This window comes from Candidatus Epulonipiscium viviparus (assembly GCF_030708075.1).
Taxonomy (GTDB): domain Bacteria; phylum Bacillota; class Clostridia; order Lachnospirales; family Cellulosilyticaceae; genus Epulonipiscioides; species Epulonipiscioides viviparus.
On the sequence record NZ_CP117982.1, the window covers coordinates 824,676 to 848,362 of the forward strand.

General features: G+C 35.3%; 23 protein-coding genes. 21 read left to right on the plus strand and 2 right to left on the minus strand.

All coding sequences use genetic code 11. The features are described from left to right. Window positions 1-19 precede the first annotated feature (19 nt). The 4 genes from fumC to rplT all read left to right on the plus strand — a co-directional run bounded on the left by fumC (window position 20) and on the right by rplT (window position 2,704). Window positions 20-1,384: a class II fumarate hydratase gene (gene fumC / locus PCY70_RS03120; RefSeq protein ID WP_305768942.1), complete on the plus strand. Its 1,365-nt coding sequence runs from the start codon at window positions 20-22 to the stop codon at window positions 1,382-1,384. Window positions 1,385-1,624: 240 nt separating this feature from the next. Continuing rightward, complete coding sequence (infC, locus tag PCY70_RS03125; RefSeq protein ID WP_305768406.1) at window positions 1,625-2,116, plus strand: translation initiation factor IF-3; 492 nt, start codon at window positions 1,625-1,627, stop codon at window positions 2,114-2,116. A gap of 24 nt (window positions 2,117-2,140) precedes the next feature. Then, window positions 2,141-2,335, plus strand: coding sequence for a 50S ribosomal protein L35 (gene rpmI / locus PCY70_RS03130; RefSeq protein ID WP_305768407.1), 195 nt, complete (start codon window positions 2,141-2,143; stop codon window positions 2,333-2,335). Between the two features lie 12 nt (window positions 2,336-2,347). Beyond that, the gene (rplT, locus tag PCY70_RS03135) at window positions 2,348-2,704 is read left to right on the plus strand and encodes a 50S ribosomal protein L20 (protein ID WP_305768408.1); all 357 of its coding nucleotides are present in this window, start codon (window positions 2,348-2,350) and stop codon (window positions 2,702-2,704) included. Between the two features lie 18 nt (window positions 2,705-2,722). Here the strand turns inward: rplT and sigK are convergent, their stop codons facing one another. Continuing rightward, window positions 2,723-3,379, minus strand: coding sequence for an RNA polymerase sporulation sigma factor SigK (gene sigK, locus PCY70_RS03140; protein ID WP_305768409.1), 657 nt, complete (start codon window positions 3,377-3,379; stop codon window positions 2,723-2,725). Window positions 3,380-3,442: 63 nt separating this feature from the next. Between sigK and PCY70_RS03145 the strand changes: the two genes are divergently transcribed. Continuing rightward, window positions 3,443-4,711 (plus strand): peptidoglycan-binding protein, encoded by a 1,269-nt coding sequence (locus tag PCY70_RS03145; protein WP_305768410.1) that lies wholly within the window; start codon window positions 3,443-3,445, stop codon window positions 4,709-4,711. A gap of 18 nt (window positions 4,712-4,729) precedes the next feature. On the opposite strand, the gene PCY70_RS03150 is transcribed toward PCY70_RS03145, so the two are convergent. Next, entirely contained in the window at window positions 4,730-5,881 is a 1,152-nt protein-coding gene (locus PCY70_RS03150) for a flavin reductase family protein (RefSeq protein WP_305768411.1), read from the minus strand. Window positions 5,882-6,213: 332 nt separating this feature from the next. Between PCY70_RS03150 and PCY70_RS03155 the strand changes: the two genes are divergently transcribed. From PCY70_RS03155 to PCY70_RS03230, 16 genes are all read left to right on the plus strand, one after another. After that, window positions 6,214-7,557 (plus strand): MATE family efflux transporter, encoded by a 1,344-nt coding sequence (locus tag PCY70_RS03155; RefSeq protein WP_305768412.1) that lies wholly within the window; start codon window positions 6,214-6,216, stop codon window positions 7,555-7,557. 72 nt (window positions 7,558-7,629) lie between these two features. Next, the gene (locus tag PCY70_RS03160; RefSeq protein ID WP_029487801.1) at window positions 7,630-9,540 is read left to right on the plus strand and encodes a sulfatase-like hydrolase/transferase; all 1,911 of its coding nucleotides are present in this window, start codon (window positions 7,630-7,632) and stop codon (window positions 9,538-9,540) included. 67 nt (window positions 9,541-9,607) lie between these two features. Continuing rightward, window positions 9,608-11,830, plus strand: coding sequence for an SF1B family DNA helicase RecD2 (gene recD2, locus PCY70_RS03165; protein WP_305768413.1), 2,223 nt, complete (start codon window positions 9,608-9,610; stop codon window positions 11,828-11,830). Beyond that, window positions 11,827-12,495, plus strand: coding sequence for a ComF family protein (locus PCY70_RS03170; protein ID WP_010166251.1), 669 nt, complete (start codon window positions 11,827-11,829; stop codon window positions 12,493-12,495). The genes recD2 and PCY70_RS03170 overlap by 4 nt, the downstream gene beginning before the upstream one ends. A gap of 16 nt (window positions 12,496-12,511) precedes the next feature. Further along, window positions 12,512-12,922, plus strand: a complete 411-nt coding sequence (locus PCY70_RS03175; RefSeq protein WP_010166253.1) for a hypothetical protein — start codon at window positions 12,512-12,514, stop codon at window positions 12,920-12,922. A gap of 76 nt (window positions 12,923-12,998) precedes the next feature. After that, entirely contained in the window at window positions 12,999-13,262 is a 264-nt protein-coding gene (gene flgM, locus PCY70_RS03180) for a flagellar biosynthesis anti-sigma factor FlgM (RefSeq protein ID WP_010166255.1), read from the plus strand. Between the two features lie 24 nt (window positions 13,263-13,286). Next, on the plus strand, window positions 13,287-13,796 hold the full coding sequence (locus tag PCY70_RS03185) for a flagellar protein FlgN (protein WP_010166257.1): 510 nt from the start codon (window positions 13,287-13,289) through the stop codon (window positions 13,794-13,796). Between the two features lie 51 nt (window positions 13,797-13,847). Continuing rightward, the gene (gene flgK / locus PCY70_RS03190; RefSeq protein ID WP_305768414.1) at window positions 13,848-15,584 is read left to right on the plus strand and encodes a flagellar hook-associated protein FlgK; all 1,737 of its coding nucleotides are present in this window, start codon (window positions 13,848-13,850) and stop codon (window positions 15,582-15,584) included. A 15-nt stretch (window positions 15,585-15,599) separates the two neighbouring features. Beyond that, the gene (gene flgK, locus PCY70_RS03195; protein WP_305768415.1) at window positions 15,600-17,234 is read left to right on the plus strand and encodes a flagellar hook-associated protein FlgK; all 1,635 of its coding nucleotides are present in this window, start codon (window positions 15,600-15,602) and stop codon (window positions 17,232-17,234) included. Between the two features lie 15 nt (window positions 17,235-17,249). Next, the gene (gene flgL / locus PCY70_RS03200) at window positions 17,250-18,395 is read left to right on the plus strand and encodes a flagellar hook-associated protein FlgL (protein ID WP_305768416.1); all 1,146 of its coding nucleotides are present in this window, start codon (window positions 17,250-17,252) and stop codon (window positions 18,393-18,395) included. Between the two features lie 91 nt (window positions 18,396-18,486). After that, entirely contained in the window at window positions 18,487-18,885 is a 399-nt protein-coding gene (gene fliW / locus PCY70_RS03205; protein WP_010166261.1) for a flagellar assembly protein FliW, read from the plus strand. Beyond that, window positions 18,879-19,121 carry a carbon storage regulator CsrA gene (gene csrA / locus PCY70_RS03210; RefSeq protein WP_010166262.1) on the plus strand — a complete coding sequence of 81 codons (243 nt, stop codon included), beginning with the start codon at window positions 18,879-18,881 and terminating at the stop codon, window positions 19,119-19,121. The genes fliW and csrA overlap by 7 nt, the downstream gene beginning before the upstream one ends. A gap of 3 nt (window positions 19,122-19,124) precedes the next feature. Beyond that, window positions 19,125-20,291, plus strand: a complete 1,167-nt coding sequence (gene fliB, locus PCY70_RS03215; RefSeq protein ID WP_305768417.1) for a flagellin lysine-N-methylase — start codon at window positions 19,125-19,127, stop codon at window positions 20,289-20,291. 99 nt (window positions 20,292-20,390) lie between these two features. After that, window positions 20,391-21,026 (plus strand): stage II sporulation protein R, encoded by a 636-nt coding sequence (spoIIR, locus tag PCY70_RS03220; RefSeq protein ID WP_305768418.1) that lies wholly within the window; start codon window positions 20,391-20,393, stop codon window positions 21,024-21,026. Continuing rightward, a complete protein-coding gene (rsmA, locus tag PCY70_RS03225) occupies window positions 21,027-21,878 on the plus strand; it encodes a 16S rRNA (adenine(1518)-N(6)/adenine(1519)-N(6))-dimethyltransferase RsmA (RefSeq protein ID WP_029487805.1) in 852 nt (283 codons plus the stop codon). A 54-nt stretch (window positions 21,879-21,932) separates the two neighbouring features. Beyond that, the gene (locus PCY70_RS03230; protein ID WP_305768419.1) at window positions 21,933-23,687 is read left to right on the plus strand and encodes a DUF7922 domain-containing protein; all 1,755 of its coding nucleotides are present in this window, start codon (window positions 21,933-21,935) and stop codon (window positions 23,685-23,687) included.

Here is a 23,687-nt window from a genome sequence, read left to right on the forward strand (position 1 = left end):
AAAGGAATAAATGGAGCAAATGGAATATAGAATAGAGAAGGATACGATGGGTGAAGTAAAAGTAGAAGCCGAGAAACTGTGGGGGGCACAAACGCAACGTAGCTTAGAAAACTTCAAGATAGGCAATCGTAAAATGCCAGCAGAAATAATTGTAGCGCTTGCCGAATTAAAAAAGGCCTGTGCTGTGGCAAACGTAGCGTATGAAAAATTAGAGCCCGATGTTGCAAAAGCGATAGGCGAGGCGTGCGATGACATTGCAGCTGGGAAGTTGGCATCAAATTTTCCGTTGAGTGTGTATCAAACAGGATCTGGAACACAAACGAATATGAATTTGAACGAGGTAATTGCAAGACATGTAAATTTGCAGGGTAAGACACGCAAGACGCATCCGAATGATGATATCAATAAATCGCAAAGTTCAAACGATACGTTTCCGGCGGCAATGCATATAGCGGCAGTTGTAGCATTAAATAAGCAACTATATCCGAGTATTCAAAAATTGTTGGCAACATTAGAATCATTGAGCATACAATATATGGATGTCATAAAGATTGGGAGAACGCATCTGCAAGACGCAACACCGATAACGTTTGGGCAAGAAATCAGCGGCTGGGCAGCAATGCTAAAAAACTCACTCAATATGATTAAGGATAGCGAAAAATATTTGTATGAATTAGCAATTGGGGCAACTGCGGTTGGAACGGGCCTTAACGCACCAGTAGGGTTTGGAGAAAAAGTGTGTGAAGTGTTAGCAGAAGAGACTGGATTTCCATTCGTCAGTGCGGCAAATAAATTTCACGCATTAACAAGCAAAGATGCGCTTGCCAATACCCATGGAGCGATTAAAGCGTTAGCGGCAAATTTAATGAAGATAGCAAACGATATAAGATGGTTGGCCTGCGGACCGCGTGCGGGATTTGGTGAGATAGAAATACCAGAAAACGAACCGGGCTCATCAATTATGCCAGGCAAAGTAAATCCGACGCAATGCGAAGCGATGACGATGGTGGTAGCGCGAGTGATGGGCAATGACGTGACGATTGGATTGGCAGCAGGGAGCGGAAACTTTGAGCTTAATGTGTTTATGCCAGTGTTAATTGATAGCTTGTTAGAGTCTGTGGGATTGTTATCCGATGCGATGATATCGTTTAATGATAATTGTGCGGAAGGAATTAAGCCGAGCTATCAAAAAATGGAAGAAAACTTAAAAAATTCGCTAATGCTAGTGACGGCATTAAATCCACACATTGGATATGATAAGGCAGCAAAGATTGCGAAATACGCACATGAAAAAAGCATAAACTTGGAGGAGGCGGCCATACAATTAAATATGATAACAGCAGAGGAGTTTAAATTGTATGTTAATCCAAAAAAAATGATTTAAAATTACCTTGACAGCTTATACAAGTTATGCTAACATCAGTAATGTAAATTTCGGACTAAGTAGAAATCTATTTTCTCACCTTACAGCAATCGAGTTGGTAAGGTCATACTCAACCTAATAGGTATTTGTATGTAAAGAGTGAATGATTTTTTCGTTCGCTCTTTTTTAGTCCTTTGCGACACCCACGCTTTGGGTGATTTAAAATAAACACTTTAGGAGGTGCTTTCTATCAACGAGGCAATGATTAACGAACAAATTCGTGACAAGGAAGTTAGATTAATTGGATTAAACGGGGAGCAGGTTGGAATAGTTCCTATAAAAGAAGCGCAACGTCGTGCAACGTTAGCGAATCTGGACTTAGTAAAAATTGCGCCCCAAGCAAAACCCCCAGTTTGTAAAATTATGGATTATGGGAAATTTAAATTTGACGCTGCAAAAAAGGAAAAAGAGGCGCGCAAAAAGCAAAAAACGGTTAGTATTAAAGAGGTTAGATTAACTGCTAGTATCCAAGATAACGATCTAAACACTAAGTTACGCAATGCGCAAAAATTTCTGGCTCAAGGAGATAAAGTAAAGATATCTGTAATTTTTAGAGGGCGAGAAATGATGCACAAAGAAAAAGGCGAAGAGCTCTTAGAGAGGGCAATCGACCAACTAAAAGAATTTGGCGTAACAGACCAAAAGCCTAAGTTAGAAGGCAGAAGTATGGGAGTACTTGTAACTCCGAAGTAAACATCAACAGAGAGGACTACTATAATGCCAAAGTTAAAAACTAATAAAGCTGCCGCGAAGCGTTTTAAAGTGACTGCAACAGGAAAGTTAAAAAGAAATAAAGCATATACAAGCCACATTCTTACGAAAAAGTCTCCAACAAGGAAACGTCGATTAGGAAAGTCATGTATTACCGACAAAACTAATGAAAAACAAATGAAGCGTTTGCTAAACGTATAGGAGGAAAAAGAAATGGCGAGAGTAAAAGGTGGCGTAGCTACTAAGAAGAGAAGAAATCGTGTATTAAAGCTTGCAAAAGGATATAGAGGCGCAAAATCTAAGCAATTTAGAACAGCAAAACAAGCGGTAATGAAGTCTTTAAACTATTCTTATATTGGTAGAAAGCAAAGAAAAAGAGAGTTTAGAAAGCTATGGATTGTAAGAATCAATGCTGCAGCACGTATCAATGGACTTTCTTATAGCAAATTTATGAATGGACTTAAAAATGCTGACATAAATATCAATAGAAAAATGCTTGCTGATCTAGCTATAAACGATCCAAGTGCTTTCTCTAGTCTTGTAGAAACGTCAAAATCTAATCAAAAATAAAAAGAAAAGGCTCCTTATCTATTTTAGTTCAGTAAGGAGTTTTTTTAATGCCTTTTTTTCAATTCTGGAAACATATGATCTAGAAATTCCTAACATTTTGGCAATCTCTCTTTGTGTCATAGGGGGTTGGTTGTTTAGACCATATCGAAGTATTAAAATTAGTTTTTCCCGTGGCTTTAAAGCATCTTCAATTTTGGTATGTAATTTTGTAGTTTCTATTTTAAGATCTACCTGTTCAAAAATAGAATCATTTTCTATGCAAAGTATATCGAGTAATGAAATCTCATTACCTTCTTTGTCTGTGCCGATTGGTGATTGGAGAGAAGTTTCTTTATTTTCTTTTTTGCTAGCTCTAACACTCATAAGAATCTCATTTTCTATACAGCGAGCTGCATATGTCGCTAGTCTGGTTCCTTTCTCTGATTTAAATGAGGTGATTCCCTTAATTAATCCGATAGTACCGATTGAAATTAAATCATCCATCTCCTTGTTTAGATTGCTATATTTTTTAACTATATGGGCAACTAAACGCAAATTTCGTTCGATTAAGACATCCTTAGCTTTCATGTCTCCTTTTGCATAAAGATCTAAATAATAGGTTTCTTCTTCGGCACTTAAAGATTGGGGAAAAGATGTTATAGAGCTAAAATAAGAAAAGCAAGAAAAATATAACATGTCAAAAACCTCCGTAGGTTTATAAGTCTAATCAAAGTATATGCGCCGAAAATATTTGTTTGCATGTATATACATTCATTAGAGAATGAAGCAAATCAACTTATTGGTGGTACACTTGTAGTAGAAACAAAGACAAATACGGATACTGGATCTATTATACCTGTTCCAGGGGTGCATATTAGCATTTCGGATGAAAGTAAAATGATAGCGGAATATGACACAGATATAATAGGTGCAACGCCGATAGTTCCCCTAGATGCACCTCTAGAATTGGATAGTGAAAAAATAGACTATAGCAAAAAACCATATGCTACATATAAAATAGAGGCAAGATCTGAAGATTTTGTACCTGTAATAGTAGAAGGAGTTCAGGTTTTTTCTGGGATTAGATCAATTTTGCCAATAGAATTGATACCAACGGATACTTTAACAAGAGCAGCAGAAGAAGTGATTGTAATTGGTCCACCAACAGTCTATGGAGACTACGCTCCCAAAATTCCAGAAGAAGAGACAAAGAGTGTAAAAGCAACTGGATTTGTCGTATTGAGTGAAGTTGTGATTCCGGAGTATGTTATAGTTCATGCAGGTTCTCCCAAAAACGACTCTGCACCAAACTATACAGTGCCTTTTAAAGATTACGTCAAAAATGTAGCTAGTTCTGAAATTTACCCAACCTGGCCTCGTGAAACAATTAAAGCAAATGTTATAGCAATAGTCTCATATACTCTAAATAGAGTGTATACAGAATGGTATCGCAACCAAGGCAAAGACTATACCATTACAAATTCGACAGCATATGATCATGCATTTACATATGGACGTAATATATTTGATACAATCTCTGCAGTTGTTGATGAATTTTTCGATACCTATGTAAAAAGACCTGGCGTAACTCAACCGTTGTTGACGCAATATTGCGATGGCAAAAATGTAAGTTGCCCAGGATGGATGACACAATGGGGGAGTGAGAAACTGGGTAGAGACGGGTTAAGTGCAGAAGAAATTCTCAGATACTTTTATAAAAATATTGAGTTCAAAGAGGCAAAAGCAGTTTATGGAAATCCGGAGTCTTTCCCAGGATATAGCATCAAAATAGGCAACGAGGGCGCAGCAGTAAGAACAATTCAAGAGCAGCTAAATCGTATTTCACAAAGTTATCCGCTAATACCAAAAGTACCGTCTAATGGTGTATTTGGTGAAAAAACAGAAGAAGCGATAAAAGTATTCCAAAAAGTTTTTTACCTAGCGCCAGATGGTGTTGTGGGCAAAGCAACATGGTATAAACTATCAGAGATATATGTGGCAGTTACTCAAATAGCATCATTGATGTAAGTTGCCACATTATTTGTTTTATTCTGTTTTATATTTTTGACCACATTTTCTAATAACTTTGCCGAGGTTTAAATATTGTTGATTTGGCATCTCAAATAGAATTGGTCGAACTTTTTCGTAATCAATTTTGCCATCTATAGTAAGGCAATCTGTGTGGACATATGTGTTAACAGGACGTACGATAAAGTTGTCGTGATGTTCAGTAGCATAAGTGTCAATTAGCTCGCATTCCATGGCAATAGGAGATTTTGTGATTAAAGGTGCATGCTTGAGTTCTCCATCATAATATTCAAAAACTGTGGATTTATCTGTTTTGGCTCCAGAATACATGCCTACGTAATCGGCCCATACGAGTATTTCTTCAGAGACCATATTTATAGAAAGAGTTTCATTAATGATGATGCCATGATTTGAATAATGAGATCGATTAATACTAAGAAGTATGCAGTCATTGCCGACGATGCCTATATGAGCAATATTGATCCAGTTGACCTTGTCCTCGATAACAGTACCCACGATAGTAACAGGGGTGGGGTATAGACCGACAACAGCACCAATATTTTTGTGCGGATATGCTGGTTTGTTTTCATTTGAAGCATCTTCTTGTAAAGTTTTCCAAATACTATGTGCATTGCCAATAAAAGAGCCTTGCGCATGATATTCATTTGCACCGGGTGAATATGAGAACGGTTGGATTTGGCTGAGGTCTGGTGTATTGGCATTGGTCAAAGCCGATTCATCTATTTTTACATCTATAACCTCACCAATAAACATTGTATGCAATCCGAGTTCTTGGCTGTTAAATAATTTGCATTCTAAAATTACGGGAAACTCATCGCAATAAGGAGCATCAACAACATTACTGCGTTTTGCGGTATAGTGAATAGAATCAATTTTGTCTTCATCTCTACCGGATTTGGCTCCCAAATAGTCAACTTCTACAACTTGGCTGCTTTTTGGAATAGCAACGGTAAATGCTTTTTTTTGTAAAATTGAATTATAGGTATATGTGGCTTTGCGTAGTGAGACCGAAATCATAGGAGGCTTAGAGTTGACAATTCCAGCCCAGGCAGCGGTCATCATGTTTGGTTGATCATTTTCATCGTATGTCCCAACTACAACAGTTGGCGTGTTGAATAAAAAAGTATTTGGTCCTACAGATTTTTTCATATATATCACATCTCCTTTAATAAAATTATTAGCATAAGAATAAAAAATATTCATTTATTTATTTGATACAGATTGACAATATAAATTTAATATGATATACTGTGCAAGTAATTTAATTTCATATAATTTTATTATGAATGAAACATTTAGATTTTGATCTGCAGATGAAAGTGTTAAATACTAATGATGAAGAATTTTTTAATACTACGTCTAAATGATTATATTCTAACGCTAAATTTTACATTTTCTATGAGCCATGGACACGGATTGTCTATGGTATTTTTTATGCGCAAAAAACGGCTATTGTTAAGATAATAATTGGAGGGGATGTTGTGGTAGAGAATAATTTATTGTTGAAAGAAGGGATTGGCAAGTTATTCATAAAATTTACAATTCCAGCATTGTTAGCGATGATAATTACTGGAGCCCAGTCTATAATAGACGGATTATTTGTTGGAAATTTTATTGGGGCAACGGCAATGGCGAGCATTAATATAGCAAGCCCCTTTGTGCAACTAATTTTGGGAATAGGAATAGTCTGTGCCATAGGTGCGCAAAGCCATATAGGCATCAACTTGGGAATGGGCGAAACAGAAGAAGCAAAGAATACCTTTCAGACGTTTTTTAGAATTATTATTGTACTTTCGATAGTAATGACAGCAGGAGGTTTTTTGTTTGCAGAAAAAATAGCGATAGCATTGGGCGCAGATGTAGTTTTGCTTGCAGACTCGGTGACATATATTAGAATATATTCGTTATTCGCATTGCCTATTTGCCTGATGGTCTATTGGGGTTTTTTGGATCGAATAGTGGGTAGACCAGAGTTATATTTTGGAGGCTGTATATTAAGCTTATTAACAAATTTAACATTAAATTATATCTTAGTTGTGCGGTTAGGGGTTGGCATTGCAGGGGCTGCGATTGCAACAGGAGCTGCATTTGTCTCGGCAATGCTGGTTGTAATGCCACCAATGCTAAATAAAAAGAATTCTATCAATATAATAGAAGGAAAATTTTCTACAAAGTGTATTTTTCCGGTAATATGTAACGGGGCATCAGAAGGGGTAAATACGATTTCAGGATCTGTATGTGTATTGTTATTTAATGTGGCGCTGATGGAAATAGCAGGTGCTGATGGCGTAGTTGCTTTTACAGTTATCAACTATGTAGCTTTGTTTGCAACTTTGATGCTCTTTGGAATATCGGATGGAATTGGGCCGATTGTTAGCTATAATTATGGAAGTGGAAATATGAAAAGAGTCAGAGCAATTATGAAAACGGCATATATAATAAATTTTGTTGTTGGTATGATTATTTGTGTGGTGTTATTTTTCTTTGGAGAGGATGTGGCACAACTATTTATCAAAGATGATCCAGAACTAGTTGCAATGGCATCGAATGGGGGAAGATTATATGGGTTTGCATTTTTATTGGCGGGATTCAATATTTTGAGTTCTGGATATTTTACGTTTATAGGAAAAGGAGCACAGTCCGTCATCGTCGCATCAAGCAGGGGAATTATTTTCATAGTTATTGGAATTTCAACATTGCCCGCATTGTTAGGTGTGGATGGAATCTGGTTGAGTGTATTTTTTGCAGAAGTGTGTGCAATTATACTTGCGATTATCTTGTTGAAAAAGTCCTCTAAAGTTGTGGTGGTTACAAAAAAAATATAAATATGTATTAACAAATTAGGAAAATGATGGTATAATACAAGTATACTATCTTAAATATAGAAAGGATTTTTTATGAACAAGTATAATTTTATTATTATTTTAGCAGAAGACATTTGTCCTAACTTAGGTTGTTATGGTGATCCTAATGCAAAGACACCAAACCTAGATAAATTTGCAAAAGAAAATATTAAGTTTAATTATTGCTACTCTGCAGCTCCAGTTTGTTCTGCAGCTAGAACGTCGCTAAATTTAGGTATGTATGCAACCACGGCGGGAGTGGGTAATCATAGAAGTTTTTATGATCTGCCGCCACAGGTTAAAAATTTTGGTAAGTACATGCAACAAGCAGGATTTTATACAGTAATCGGAAAAACTGATTTTAACTTTAATTTTGAAGAAGGTGCCGAAGGTGGATATGATGCTAAGATGACCTTTGGATCTAAGGACACTCCAACTTTTGCAACAGATATAATAGAGAAAATTAATCAAGCAGAAGGCAAGCCAGTATTTATGCTTCAAACCAATGCTAGTACGCATCAATCTCAATATGGATACACCGACAATACTGCGGAACACAGATCTAGTATGCCTCGTTTGAAAGAAGAAGAGCATCAGGTTCGTGAAACGATGGAGATTCCGGGATATCATTTTAAAACTGCAGAAGCAGATGAAATATGGGCACAGTATCATGAAAAAATGACTTCTATGGATAGAATGTTTGGCGAGGCAATAGATGCAATTAAGGAAAAAGGTTTATATGATAATAGCATAATTATTTTTGTAGGAGATAATGGTCATGGAATTCCGGGAGGCAAGATCAATCTATGGAATGAAGGTGTACACGTTCCTATGTTAGTGCACGTTCCAAAAGAGATTGAAAATCAAATTAACACTTATGATTCGCCGACTGGAAAAGTTTGTGATCGCTTGACTTGTTTTATAGACTTTTTACCTACCGCATTATCGATCAATAAAGAAGAAATTCCTGCAATTTTGCAAGGTAAAGCATTTTTGGGTGATAAAAAAGTTGATGATGTAAAAGAGATCTATTCATTTGGTGCAAGATGCGACGAGGGATTTGAAAACTCCAGAAGCATCCATGAAAAAGATTTGGTTTATGTTTGTGACTTTGCACTTAGCCATAGAAAAAAACTCAATGTGTATCAAACTGTTCAATCACCATGGTTCAACCGTTCTATGATAGAGCAAGGATATAAGCATAACATTGATGATACCGACAGACGTGCATTGTTCCGACAGATGCCTCGCGTATATGAGCAACTGTTTGATCTAAAAAACGATGAAAATTCGTTAGAAAACGTTGCTAAACAAAGACCAGCAGAGACATTGAGATTGCGCGACAAAATGTTTGAATATATTGAAACGTATAGAGATGATGCATTAATCGAGGAAGCGCTGATGGATGAGTTTATTAGAGAAACTGGACTAACAGCATATGAAATTCTTCAAAATGATAAATATTATCCTGTAAAAGAATGTATTCAGCTATGGAAAAATGGAATGGAAGGCAAGGAATTAGACCAAAATGTTACAAATCCTGCCCTCAAGTTGTTGCTTACTAAATTTATGTGTGACAAAGATGGCTCATTTGATAAATTTATAAATGATGAATATGAGACCGTGCGTGTATATAATGCATTTAGAATTGGCAATACTAAAGTGGTAGAAGACGTTGCAAAAATTACCAATAATTATGTTTTGGCTATGTTTATTTTGGATCTTATGTCAAATACAAGAGACGAGCGATTTGAAGAAGCGTATAGAATAATTTCTAAGCGTGTATATGTAGAAAAATCGTTGATAGGAAATGCTCGTTTTAAGGCAGCAATGGATTCTGCAGTAAATATGATTGCAGCTAGAATTGATACGACAATTCCAGAAGGTATGAGTGATAAAGAGCTTTGGAAAGAAGATAAATGGACTAAGACAAAAATGGTATTAGATGCACTCGACTTACAATAATAAATGTAAAAACCTAAAGGATACGGTAATTCGTGTCCTTTTTTAATTTTAAGATAAAGGATAAGATATGAGTTTAGAAGGAACAGTAGAAGATATTATTTATCAAAGCGGAGAGAACGGATATGCTGTTATATTAATTATGTATGAAGATGAGAAGGTGGTGTGTACTGGATTATTGATTGAACTTAAGGTTGATGATGAAGTAAAATTATTTGGTGAATATATGATGCATCCATCGTATGGAAAGCAATTTAAAGTCAGCTCATTTGTAAAGTTAGAGTCTAAAAAAAATTGTGGTATACGAAAAATTTTGAGTTCTGGATTGATATCTGGCGTTGGTGAAAAATTAGCAAAAAAGATAGTAGATAAATTTGGAGAAAAAACTTTTGAAATTATTGATCAAGAACCAAGTAAATTGACTCAAATACCTGGAATATCAAAAGAAAAAGCATATAGTATATCAGAGCAATATAAAAGTGAGTATGAGTTGAAAAATGTTATGTTAGCTCTTAATGAATATGAATTTTCTGCAGTGATGGCAATAAAAATTTATGATAAATATAAGGAAAAGACACTAGATGTGTTGAAAGAAAATCCATATGCCTTGGCGAGAGACATAGAGGGGGTAGGCTTTACCAAGGCTGATGAACTTGCAAAAAAGATAGGCGTTGAACGAGAGCATTGGGGACGTATAAAAGCTGGAATATTGTTTGTTTTAAATGCTATTAAATCAGACGGGAATACATGCTGTTCCAAAGTATTTTTGGAACAAGAAGTTATGAGATTGTTAGATGTAGATATAGAATTGGTAAACAATGCTATGGAAATGTTGAATTTAGAGAGAAAATTGGTAATAAAAGTATATGATTCAGAAGTGATGGTCTGTAATATAGCATTATATTATAAGGAACAAGAAATAGCAAAAAGATTGATGATATTGGCATCAGCAGAAAAAAAATTGAATGCGAACTTTGATGTTAGAAAAGAAATGGCACAGACGGAGCGGGAGTTGAAGATAGATTTAGTAAAAGAACAGCGAGAGGCAATAATAAACTCAATGGTTAAAGGGGTAACAGTTATTACGGGAGGGCCAGGCACAGGTAAAACAACAATAATAAAAGCTCTAATTCACATGGTAGCTAAGCTGGATGAGACTGTATTGCTAGCGGCGCCAACAGGGAGAGCTGCAAAGAGAATGGAGATTGCAACTCAAGCAGAAACAAAGACGATTCATCGGTTGTTAGAAATTGCTTTTAATAAAGATAAAAGTTTTGAGAGTCAATTTTTTTGTAGAAATGAAGATAATCCTCTGGAGACAGATGTTCTAATAGTAGATGAAATATCTATGGTTGATATATATTTGATGGATTCAATTTTAAAAGCGCTTCGATGTAACCAACGATTGGTATTAATTGGAGATACTGATCAGCTGCCATCTGTGGGGGCAGGCAATATTCTTAGAGATATAATAAAGAGTGGTAAGATTAAAGTGATAAGATTGGAGCAAGTATTTCGACAAGCTAAAGAGAGTGCAATAATAATCAATGCACATAAAATCAATCATGGTGAAGAGATCATCGCCAATAAGGAGAAATCAGATTTTTTTATTATAGATGAAAAGACACAGAATGATGTAAAGAATACGCTAGTAGATCTGATGACAAAGAGATTGCCAGCAAAGTATGAAGATTTGGATGTTATGAAAGATGTTCAAATTTTGGTACCGATGAGAAAGGGACTTTTGGGAGTACATGAATTAAATGGAGTGATGCAAAACGCTTTAAATTTAAAAAGTGACGATAAAGAGGAGTATGAGTATAGAAATACTCTCTATAGAGTTGGTGATAAAGTAATGCAAACGAAAAATAATTATAATTTAATCTGGAAAGTACCTGCAGGCAGTGGTCTTGTGGTTGATGAAGGTATGGGAGTTTATAATGGAGACATGGGGGTTATTAAAGAGATCGATAAATATGAAAAAGTTATTACTGTGGAGTTTGACGGTAAAAAGCGAGTAGATTATGAATATGCTAATTTAGGTGAATTAGATTTATCTTATGTTACCACGATTCATAAATCTCAAGGGAGTGAATATCCGATTGTAATACTTCCGTTGTTTTCGGGGCCGACAGTGCTCCTTAGTAGAAATTTATTATATACGGCAGTAACGCGCGCAAAAAAAATGGTTATAATAGTTGGAAATCGGGAAACAATAAGAAAAATGATTAGCAATAATAAAGAAGTTGAGAGAGATACTTCGTTGTTACATCATTTGAGGTCGAGCATATGATAAAGAAATTAATTTATCCTAATTTATGTGCTTTATGCAAGAAGTTAATACCAGAGGGTCATATTTGTAATAGTTGCCAAACAAAATTGCTAGAAAGTAATTATTGTCCGCGGTGTAAAAAAATGGTTAAAGAGTATGAGTGTCCGCATTGTGAATCTGATATAATAATAGGATTGTTACGATATGAAAAAGGTGCAAAAAGAGCTATTGCAAGATGGAAATATACAGGTGTGCGTAAATATGGAGATGTTTTTGCAAAGGAATTTAGTTATAAGCTAGATGAAGAAGAGATAAAAAATATCGATGCTTTTATTCCGGTGCCAGTTTCAAAAAACAGATTAAATAGAAGAGGATTTAATCAGGCGGCAGATTTATCACAAAGCCTTTCAAAAATTTTAGGAATAAAAACTTTGGACATTTTGCAACGTAATAGAAAAACTAAAGCACAATCTAAATGCACAATAGAAGAAAGAATAGAAAACATTGCAAATTCTATTAACGTAATTGATCAAGCTGACGATATATTTTTTGTAAACAGCGTCAACATTGCAATTGTAGATGATATTTATACAACAGGGAGTACTATCAGAGAATGTGTCAAAGTACTACGACAACGCTATGAAAATATTAAGAAAGTGTATGTTTTCGTTGTTTGTATAACATGAAGGATGGAGGCGTTTTATGGCAATAGAAATCAAAACTTGTATGAGATGCAAGAAAATATTTCAGTATCAGGGTTATGGTAGAAGAATTTGTACGCAATGTGTTAAAGAAGAAGAAAAACAATTCGAAGAAGTTAAAGAGTATATTAGAGACAACGAAAAAGCAACGATTAAACAAATTCATGAAGATTTAGGTGTTTCTCCAAGATTGATTGAAGAGTTTATCGCTTCTGGTAGACTTATACTATCCGCTAGTTCTCCGATTACGTTAACATGTCAAATGTGTGGAGATGAAATTAAAAAAGGCAAGGTTTGTGACAAATGTAATAAAGAAATAATGCGCGATACAGAAGCGGGGTTAAAAAATACTCCAGTACAATCTAAGAGACCCTCTGGGCCAGCAACGGGCGGAATGTTTAGCCGCAGATAAAATTGCTTAAAGTTCTGTAAAAATATGCCGATATAAATTATAAGCAGATGAAATAATTCAAATAGGAGGAACCTAGATGCGTATTGGCAATATAGACAAGATAACCCAGATATACCAAAACCAAGCGGGGCAAGCCAAAAGGCAAGTCCCCTCACCAAAAGATGAAATCGAAATATCGAATGAAGCCCAAGTTCTTGGAACTGCATTTAAAGCGGTTAAAGAATCTCAAGACGTTAGGATGGATAGAGTCAATTTTTTAAAAGAACAAATTCAAAACGGGACATATGACGTTAGTGCAAAGGATGTAAGCGAAAAGATTCTTAATAAGCTTATCGTATAAATGAGACAATAGTAAGGAGACAATATGGCGGGGATTGCACACGAACTAGTTAATGTTTTAAAAGAACAAAAAGAATGCTATGAAGGTCTATATACTTTGGCTACCTATAAGGCAAAAGCAGTGGTGGAAAAGGATATAGACTTTTTAAAAGAAGTGGTAAGTAGAGAAGAGGAATTTATTGGTAGAGTAGACATTTTGGATAGAAAGCGAGAAGAAACCTTTAAAGATATTTCTCAAGTAACAGGGTTAAATTTAGAAGATTTGACTCTTACAAAAATTATAACCAAAATAGGCCCCGAACAAGAAATCTGTAAGGAGCTTATTAATATACGAAAAGAATTGCTTGCAGTTATGGAAAAAGTAAAAAATCAAAATAATAGAAACAAAAGATTGATTCAACAATCGATGGATTTTGTGGAATTTACTTTAAATGCTATACAAACGACCAGACTTCAGGGAATAGAAGTTGGGTATTCTAGACCAGGATATGAAAATGTACAAGAAATGCGGCGCGTATTTGATGCGCGCAAATAACAGAAAGTTACCGAAAAGATAACTAGAGATAGAACTAGAGGGGGATATAATATGAACTTAACTACAACAGTATCAGGCCTAACTGCGGCTCAAAAAGGCTTGATGGTTACTGGGCATAATTTAGCGAATATAAATACACCAGGCTATACAAGGCAACAATTGCTCCAACATGAAACAGGGTATCGAGATGTTAGAAAGTATGGGGGCTATACTCAGCAAGTTGGTATGGGTGTATCCGAAACAGAGATACGACAAATCAGAGATAACTTTGCAGATGAAAGGTATAGGCAAGAAAATGCAAAGCTATCATTTTATCAAACCCAAAATACTACAATTAATGAGATAGAAACTATTCTGGATGAACCTAATGGAGAGTCATTAAGCAAAGTTTTGGATGCCTTTTGGGGACAAACGCAAAAGCTCGCTACTAATCCAGCGGGATTGGAAGAGAGAATGACTTTTATTCAGAACGCAAATGTTTTGATAAAAAAGGTTAACTATATTCAAGAGAGCTTGCAGGATTATCAGACAAATTTAAATATGCAAATAGTATCTATGGTTAGAAGAGTTAATGAGTTAGTAGATGAAATTCATACGTTAAATGAGAAGATAGTAGAAGAAGAATTAAACGGTGTTGCAAATGCCAATGACTATCGAGATAAAAGAAATAACGCACTAGACGAACTTTCAGGATATATCGATATTAATTATGCGGAGCAACCAGACTCGACTGTAATAGTAAAAATTAGTGGGAGCAATGGAACTGCATTGTTAGAAGGTGGATTTATCACAAAGATTGATCTAGAACAAACTGCACCTAAAAGTCCGTACGTAAATCCGATTATTAGAAATACAGGAGATGCTTTGTTTGATTTTACCGTGACTTCTGATACGATCAAAGAAGCGGTAACTGCAGCCAATGGCAATGATTCGGGGGCATTAAAAGCGTTACTAATTTCGAGAGGATCAATACCAGCCAACGCTGCAACTGAATGGGACGATATCGCGATTAATGATAACTATAGTGTAGATGCAGAAGGAAATTCGTTTATTATTCCAGAGCTTCAAAAGAAATTAGACGTATTTACAAAAGAAATTGTAATGATGATGAATGAAAGTTTTTCGGGATATGGCGTTGGATTAGAAAAAGGGATTATAGGACCTCCTATTTTTGTTCCTATTTATAAGGCACCAGCAGCTCCTGACATGACAAAGATAGCGGTTGATATGAATAATATTACTCAGGCAGATATAGATGCTTATAATTATGAAATGCAACAGTACTATACAGCTATAGAACCTCATCTGACTGCAATGAATATTGAAGTTAATACTAAACTGCTTGCAGAAGGTGGGTATAACCATTTGGGAACTGTACCTATTGTAGATAGCGATGGAAATCCAAATAATCCAGGAAACATAGGCAGTAATGAGTTGGTTCAAGATTTTTTAACTAAATGGGGAGAGCCAAAGACTTGGTATGATGAAGTAGATCCCGCAACGGGAGTGAAACCTAAATCGACACCAAAGAGTAAATTTTTGAATGTAACAGATTTCTATGCAGAACTGGTTACAGATATTGGTCAAAAGGGATATATATATTCGAATAAAGCTGCGGAGAAAATGGAGGCAGTGGAAAGCGTAAATAATGAGCGTTGGTCTATGTCTGCTATTTCACAAGATGAAGAACTTTCGATGATGATGAAATATCAATATGCCTATAATGCCTCAGCAAGGATGTTAACCGTGCTAGATGGAATGATGGATGTTGTTATAAATAAGATGTAACAGGGGGAAAAAATTATGGCTTTCGGAGAAATTACAGTTGCTATGTCAGGATTATTTGCAGCTCAACAAGGACTATCTGTTACGAGTAGCAATATTAATAATATAAATACACCAGGATATTCTAGGCAAGAGATAAAGCAAGAAGCATGGAATCCACTGCCTGGTGGTGGGGTTGGTATGATAGGTACAGGGACTACGGTAACAGGTGTGGAGAGGGTTAGAGATCCATTTTTAGATCAAAAAATATGGAAGTATAGCGATATGCTTGGTGAGTATTCAATAAAGGAAGAACAGACGGCTATAATAGAGAATATTTTTGGAGAGCCCAAAGATGAAGGGTTTACTAAAATATATACCAATTTTTTTAATGGCTTAGATGATCTATCTAAAGATCCAAATACCACAGAAAAAGCTAGTGCACTCAGGCAGTATATGATTGGGTTTGCTGATTATTATAATGAAATGGCATCCGGGTTGTCTGAAACACAGTCAGATATAAATGCGCAGTTGAAGATTACAGTGGATCAGATTAATCTTATGGCAAGTAGGGTGCAAAGTTTAAATGGTCAGATTCAAAATTATGAATTGCACGGAGGAAAGATTGCAAATGAACTTAGAGATCAACGTGATCATTGTGTTGATCAACTATCGCAGTTTGTGAATATTGAGGCAAAAGAAGTGGAAATGCATAAGCCAGATGGAAGCGTCGAGAAACAGTTTCAGGTGTATGTGAATGGGCAAACTTTGGTAGATCACAAAGATATTAGATTGTTAGAAGTGGAGCCTAGAGAAACTAAGAAGCACCCGAGAGATATCGATGGATTGTATGATATTGTATGGGATGATAAAGCTGTATTTAATACTACATCAGAATATTTTTCTGGAAAATTAAAAGGGTTGCTAGATGTACGAGATGGGCAGGGTGCAGGGTTAGATCCAATTACGCATAAGCCAGTATATACGGGGATACCATATTTTCAGGATAGGCTGGATCGGTTTGTGCGAGACTTTTCAAAAGAATTAAATAGGATTTATAACCAAGGAGATATTATAGATGCAAATGGCAATAGAGAGCAAATACTAGATGATTTGGGTAATCCTGTATATGCGTTATTTTCGTATCGAGATGAGGATACAAGCGCTATTATAGCATCTAATGATCCAAATTTTGACTATAATAAAATGACGGCAGAAAACTTCTCAACATCATTAGAAATAATAGAGAGTGACAAGAATATACGTACGAATTATGAACATAGAATGGATGTTATAAACGACCCTAAATTAGATCCACCATACAATTCGGAAATATATTATAATCCCAATCCAGGGAATAATGATTTGTTGCTAGATTTGATGGATCAACAAAATAATCAGGATGTTTTTAGCCAAGGTACGCCAACAGACTATATGATTTCTATATTTAGTGCGATGGGAGTTAATGCCAGTGAAGCACAGATGTATGCCAAAACTCAAAGCAATATAATATCGGAAATTGAAAATCAGAGAATGGCAGTTTCTGGGGTTGACAATAACGAAGAGTTTATGAATTTGATTAAATACAATATGGCGTATCAGATATCGGCAAAAGTTATGTCTACGCTGGATAACATATATGATATTACAATAAACAGGATGGGTAGCTGGTAATAGGGGGACAATAATATGAGCATGAGAATAACTAATAATATGGTACAGTATGGCGCAATGAATGCACTGTTTAACAATATGGAGCAATTAGACAAAATATATATGCAAATGAGTACATTAAAAAAAATAGAGCGTCCATCTGATGATCCGATAATAGCAGGTCGTTCGTTAAAACTGAGAATTGATGTAACAGAAGCGGAGCAATATGAGCAAAATACTAAAGAGGCAATGAGTTGGATGGAAATCTCTGATGGCGCTATCTCTAACATGGAAGAGATTTTAAAAGAAGTGAAGACGCGACTAAACCAAGCATCAACAGGAGCATTGACTCAAGAAGATAAAGAGAAGATTCTGTCTGATATATTGCAGCTATCGGAGCAAATTAAAGATGAGTTAAATACATCGTACGCAGGACGGTTTGTATTTTCGGGGCATAAAATTGATCAGCCAGTTTACTATGATGTAGATACTACTTTGACAAAAGATATTACCAGCTCTATAGATATCCAATTATCAGAAGATATGAAGGTTGGAATAAATGGATTAACTTTAACTTCACCTATGGTTGTACCAAAGGCGACGACATTAGGAGGAACACCATATGCCGCGGGAGAGGAAGTTCCGGCAAACACAATATTTAACCCAGGAGAGGTTGTTCCTAAGGGATCGTTTATTCCGAAAGGAACTGTGTTCACAGCAGAGACAGAAATTCCAGCCAGTACTGCAAATCCCGATGTTGTAGGTAATACGGCAGATCAGGATATTAGATATGAAATTGGCGTTGGGATCGAGCTAGAAATTAACGAAACACACCTGAGTGATATTTTTGTAGGAAACTATGAAAAAGTTGTAGATAATATCGTAGAGGCAGTGGAGATGGATGATATAGAAAGATTATCTGCTCTTATAGAAGATATTGACAAGACAAGAAGTGCTCTTTCGGAACGTATGGCAGATGGAGGAAGTAGGCAGGTGAGGTTGGAAATGACTCAGAGGAAAATGGCAGAGGATCAGGTAACTTTTACAGAGTTGCTATCAGAGACAGAAGATGTGGATATAGAAGAGATATTTGTGGAATTTAATGCACAAATGATGGTTTACCAAAGTGCACTAAAAGCATCTTCTCAGGTAGTAATGAATACTTTAGCCGACTATATCTAAAATATAATAAAACTTTTAATCTGCAAAGGGCGTATACTGCGTCCTTTTTTTTGTTATACTAATAAATAAAGCAACACAGAAAGGGATGACTATGGAAAAGATCATTAGGTTTAATAAAGGGATATTAGGTTTTGAGGAGTATAAGGATTATTTGATTTTGGAGGATGAAAGCAATAGACTATATTATTTGCAAGTAAAAGAAGAGCCACGAATAGAGTTTATTATATTGTCACCGAGTTTGTTTAAGTTAGAATATAGTCCAGAAATTAATGAAGAATATTTTGAAGAGGTGGATGCAACGAGCGAAGATGAGTTAATTTTATATGTAATTGTAAAATTGGCTAAAGATGAAAATGATATAACAGTAAATATGCAAGCCCCTATACTAATTAATGTGAGCAAACGTCTGGGAACTCAGGTAATAGTGGAAGGAGAAAAATATCAGACGTGTGAAAAATTAAAAATACTGTTAGGAGGGGTTCTATGTTAAATTTAACCAGAAAAGTAAATGAGGCTATCATAATTAATGATAATATCATTATTGAAGTGTTGGAAACAAGAGAAAGTAAGGTGAAATTGGGATTGATTGCTCCGAAAAATATAAAAATATTGCGAAAGGAAGTTTATGACGAAATCATTAAAAGTAATAAATCTTCCATAAAGAATGAAAGTGAGATAGCTACGTTAAAAAATTTGCTTAGTAAAGAATCGATTCAGGAGAGTTAAGATATGATTTTACAGCCAAAACACTTTGAGAAGTTTATATGTATAGGTGCTGCGTGTAAATATAATTGTTGCCAAGGTTGGAGAATTCGGATAGATGTGGAAACATATGCAAAATATAGAAATCTAATTGATTTTGCGCAAGAATGGCAAGATAAGATAAATTTGGATAATAAATCCATTAAACTAAAAGAAAGTAATCAAGAATGTAGTTTTTTGGGACAAGATAAGTTGTGCGAAATATATAAAAAATTGGGACCAGATAATATGCCAGAAATATGTAAGCAGTTTCCGAGATATTATAGAATTTTTGGAGATAAATGGACCCAAAGCTTGGATTTGGCGTGTATACCGGCTATAAAGTTGCTACTAACTTCTGTTGCACCAATAGAATTTGTTTATAGTGATAAGGAAGAAAAGCCGAATGTGTATTGGATTAGACTAAAATGGGAAGATTCAAAAGTAAAAAAGTTTCATAATCAGTTAAATGAAATCTGTATAAAAATGATCCAAGATAGAACATATTCACTGGAGGAGCGACTGCTGTGGGTAGCGAATTTTCTGGAGTATGTGGATCAAAATGAAGAAAATACATTTGATCTAATGGATGAAGTGGTAGTAGATGATAGTGAAGATTTTATAGCGGGGAAGACAAATTTAAAAATGGCTATTTATAGCGAAATTGTTGATGATATGTTGAAGGTATGTGGACAAAAAAATAAAGATATAATATTTAAAGATTATGAGGAAAAATTGAAATATTTCAAAATGGAGATATTAGAAAACAAAGATCATAAACCGAAAAAGCTGTTTTATAATTTAATTAAAAATTCGAAAACTTTTGTGAATTATAAGAAGAATAAAAGTTATAATCATATAATAGAAAATTATATAGCATACAAAATGTTTGTCCAAGATTTTCCAGTAGGGGCAGCTATGACTACTGATGAGCTGCGAATGCTCTTATTTAAATTAGACATTATTAATCTAAATATATTAGTATTGAGTTTTTATAATAAGAGTTTAGATATAGAAGAAGTTATTGTAGAAGCAATATATTTTTTTGAAAGAATTGTAATGGGAGCAAAAATATCTACTATTATGTATCCTAGTTGGAATCGTTGGTTTAAAAATAACTCATTATTTGCTACTATAAAATTTATGACAAATTAACTGCCAGAAATTTGGTAGTTTTTTTATGTATAAAAATTTTAAATCTGGGCAATAACTGAAAGAGTACATAAAAATATCCAATATGAAGGAGGAGCTTGGATGAAAATTGATAAACACACTGTTATTTTATCTGCTATACTGGTAATTTTATTTGGGATGGCCGTAGTATTTGATACTTTGTTGTTTGCTAAACAAGCTAGTGAACTTTTGAAAGACGATGTAATTCGCTTTCATGTGCTTGCAAACAGTGATTCAGCAGAAGATCAACAGTTAAAGGAAGAGGTTCGAGATGCTGTTATGAAATATATGGAACCATTTTTGGATACTGCAGATTCTGTTGATGAAAGTAGAAGATTACTGCTAAAAAACATAGATGCGATGCAAGCTGTTGCAGAAAATGTTGTTACTTCGCGTGATAAGAATTATGATGTAAGAGTAGAGATAGCCCAAGTGCAGTTTCCAACAAAAAAGTATGGGGATATAATCTTTCCTGCAGGAGTTTATGAAGCCTGTCGAGTTTTAATTGGAGAGGCTTCCGGCGCAAATTGGTGGTGCGTAATGTTTCCGCCATTATGTTATGTAGATGCTTCAATGGGGGTGTTGCCTTTGGAAGGAAAAGAAGAACTTGAGAAAAACTTAACTGATGCTCAATACAAAATTGTTGCATTTCAAAAGGAAAAACCATATAAAATAAGATTTAAGCTATTAGAATGGCTAGAAGGAGTTTTGAATTAGATGAATAAGATTGCTACACCAGGAGGTACCAAGGCGGTACTATCGAAATATCCATTTATATTGAAAAAGAAATATGGACAAAATTTTTTAATAGATGAGCACGTATTAACTAAAATTATTTCTGCTGCAAATATTTCAAAAAATGATTGTGTATTGGAAATTGGCCCAGGAATAGGAAGTGTAACACAAGAGCTTCTTGAACATGCTCAAGAAGTAATTGCAGTAGAGATAGATAAAGAATTGATTCCTATTTTGAATAATCAATTTGGTTCATACGATAATTTTGCATTAATAAATGAGGATTTTTTGAAGTTGGATTTGAAAGAAGTTTTGAAAGGAAAAACAAACATAAAAGTGGTTGCAAATTTACCATATTATATTACGACGCCGATTATTATGGCGCTCTTAGAAAGTGAATTACCATTTATTAATATAACTGTGATGGTACAAAAAGAGGTTGCAGACAGAATTACTGCACTTCCAGGAACGAAGGAATATGGATCAATTTCTGCTAGTATAGCATATTATGCAAAGGTGAGATTGGTTGCAAATGTACCTATGCATTCGTTTTTGCCGCGTCCAACAGTAAATTCAGCCGTGATAGAGCTTGAGTTATATAGAAATCCGCCTGTAGATTTAAAAAATAAAGAGGTGTTTTTTAAAGTGATTAGGGCAGCATTTTCTCAAAGAAGAAAAACTATTTTGAACACGCTGTCAAATAATTTTAATATTGATAAAAAACAACTCAAAAATCTCTTGGAGGTTGCGGATATAGCAGAAAACGTTCGCGGAGAAACTTTAGGGACTAGTGAATTTGCAATTTTATCTAACTTGATTTGTTCTACTCAATAAACTAATTCATATATATGTAATATTAAGTGATTATAATGTAAAGGAGAGCGAGTTATGTCCGCAAATACTTTTATTAATCTAGAAGAAAACATCAGTGGTTATTCTAATAATGGAAAGCCTGTAACAGGTCATATTACTATTGGAATGCCTGGTCGAGTGAAATTATATGTAGACAATTTAAAAGATTCTGAGACAAATAATTATGTCTGTTATCTTATGAGTAAATCGCAAAATAAAGCTGTACGATTAGGAGAGCTAACTAAGCCTAGCCAAAATAAGCAATCAACGTTTAAAATAGACCTAAAGGATATTGGCGGAAAAGGCTTGGTGCGACAAGATATTGATGGAGTTGCTGTAGTTATTGAAGGAGTGAGTATAGGAAATACACAAATTGTTCTTACCGGTTTTGGGGGAGCTACATACTCACCTTCTCCATTAATACAACGTGCTTTGCCAAAACCAGCTAATGCAGATGAGACAAGATATAAAAGGGAAAATACTGGAAAATATGTCGAAACGACAAAAGTAGAGAAGACATTGACACCTAAAGAAAGTGTTGCAGTAGATAAAAACAATAAAGTATTAAACACTGCTAGTCCGGCTAGCAATATTCAGGGAGCAATCAATGAGGTAGATAAAATTTTAGGAATAAACCAAGCTGACAAAAAAATAGAAGATATAATAGTACAAGGTGCAGACGTCGCGATAAAAGAAATAGATAATAATACTGATATGATTGTTAATGATATAAAAAAGGCAATTGCATTAGAGGTTGAAAATCAAGAAAAAGATGGCAATATGAAAGTGCTTGATGTTAAGCATTTGATAGAAGAAGGAATTCAAAAGAAGATTAAGTATTTGCTAGAAAGTAATCAATCAAACGAATTAACTGAATTGATAGGAAAAGTCGTAAAAGAATTGGTATGCGACGGAAAATTGGTGTGTGATCCACCGCCTGATGCTAACAAAAAAATAATAGACGACCCTACAATTATGCCGGCATCAAAAACAAGTCCAATGATGCATATACCTGGTATGTCTTCTGTAGAAGAGCAAATTTTGATGCACGTAAAACAAATGGCTGATAAGTTAGAAAATTTTGAAAATAAGAGTGTTAATGCTGGATTTAAATTAGATGATATTATTTCGATATCAGAAAAAATAGAAAATTTGGTAAAAACATTAAATTTATCAATGCCAACCCCGGCGCTACAGCATGAAGTGAATGTTGAACCGGTTGTGATGCCTGCAACAGATTTGACAGCAGTAGAAGCAATGGATTCATTGAAAATAGCGAAGCCAGTTGCATCAGGTGCAACACCAATGACTTCATCAGAAATAGTAAAGCCGATAGCTCCGGCAGCAACACCAATGGCTCCGTTAGAAATGGCAAAGCCGGCAGCAACACCAATGGCTCCGTTAGAAATGGCAAAGCCGACAACTCCGGCAGCAACACCAATGACTCCGTTAGAAATGGCAAAGCCGACAACTCCGGCAGCAACACCAATGGCTCCGTTAGAAATGGCAAAGCCGACAACTCCGGCAGCAACACCAATGACTCCGCTAGAAATGGCAAAGCCGACAACTCCTGCAGCAACACCAATGGCTCCGTTAGAAATGGCAAAGCCGACAGCTCCTGCAGCAACACCAATGACTCCGTTAGAAATGGCAAAGCCGACAACTCCGGCAGCAACACCAATGACTCCGTTAGAAATGGCAAAGCCGACAACTCCGGCAGCAACACCAATGACTCCGTTAGAAATGGCAAAGCCGACAACACCGGCAGCAACACCAATGAGCAACCGCTAG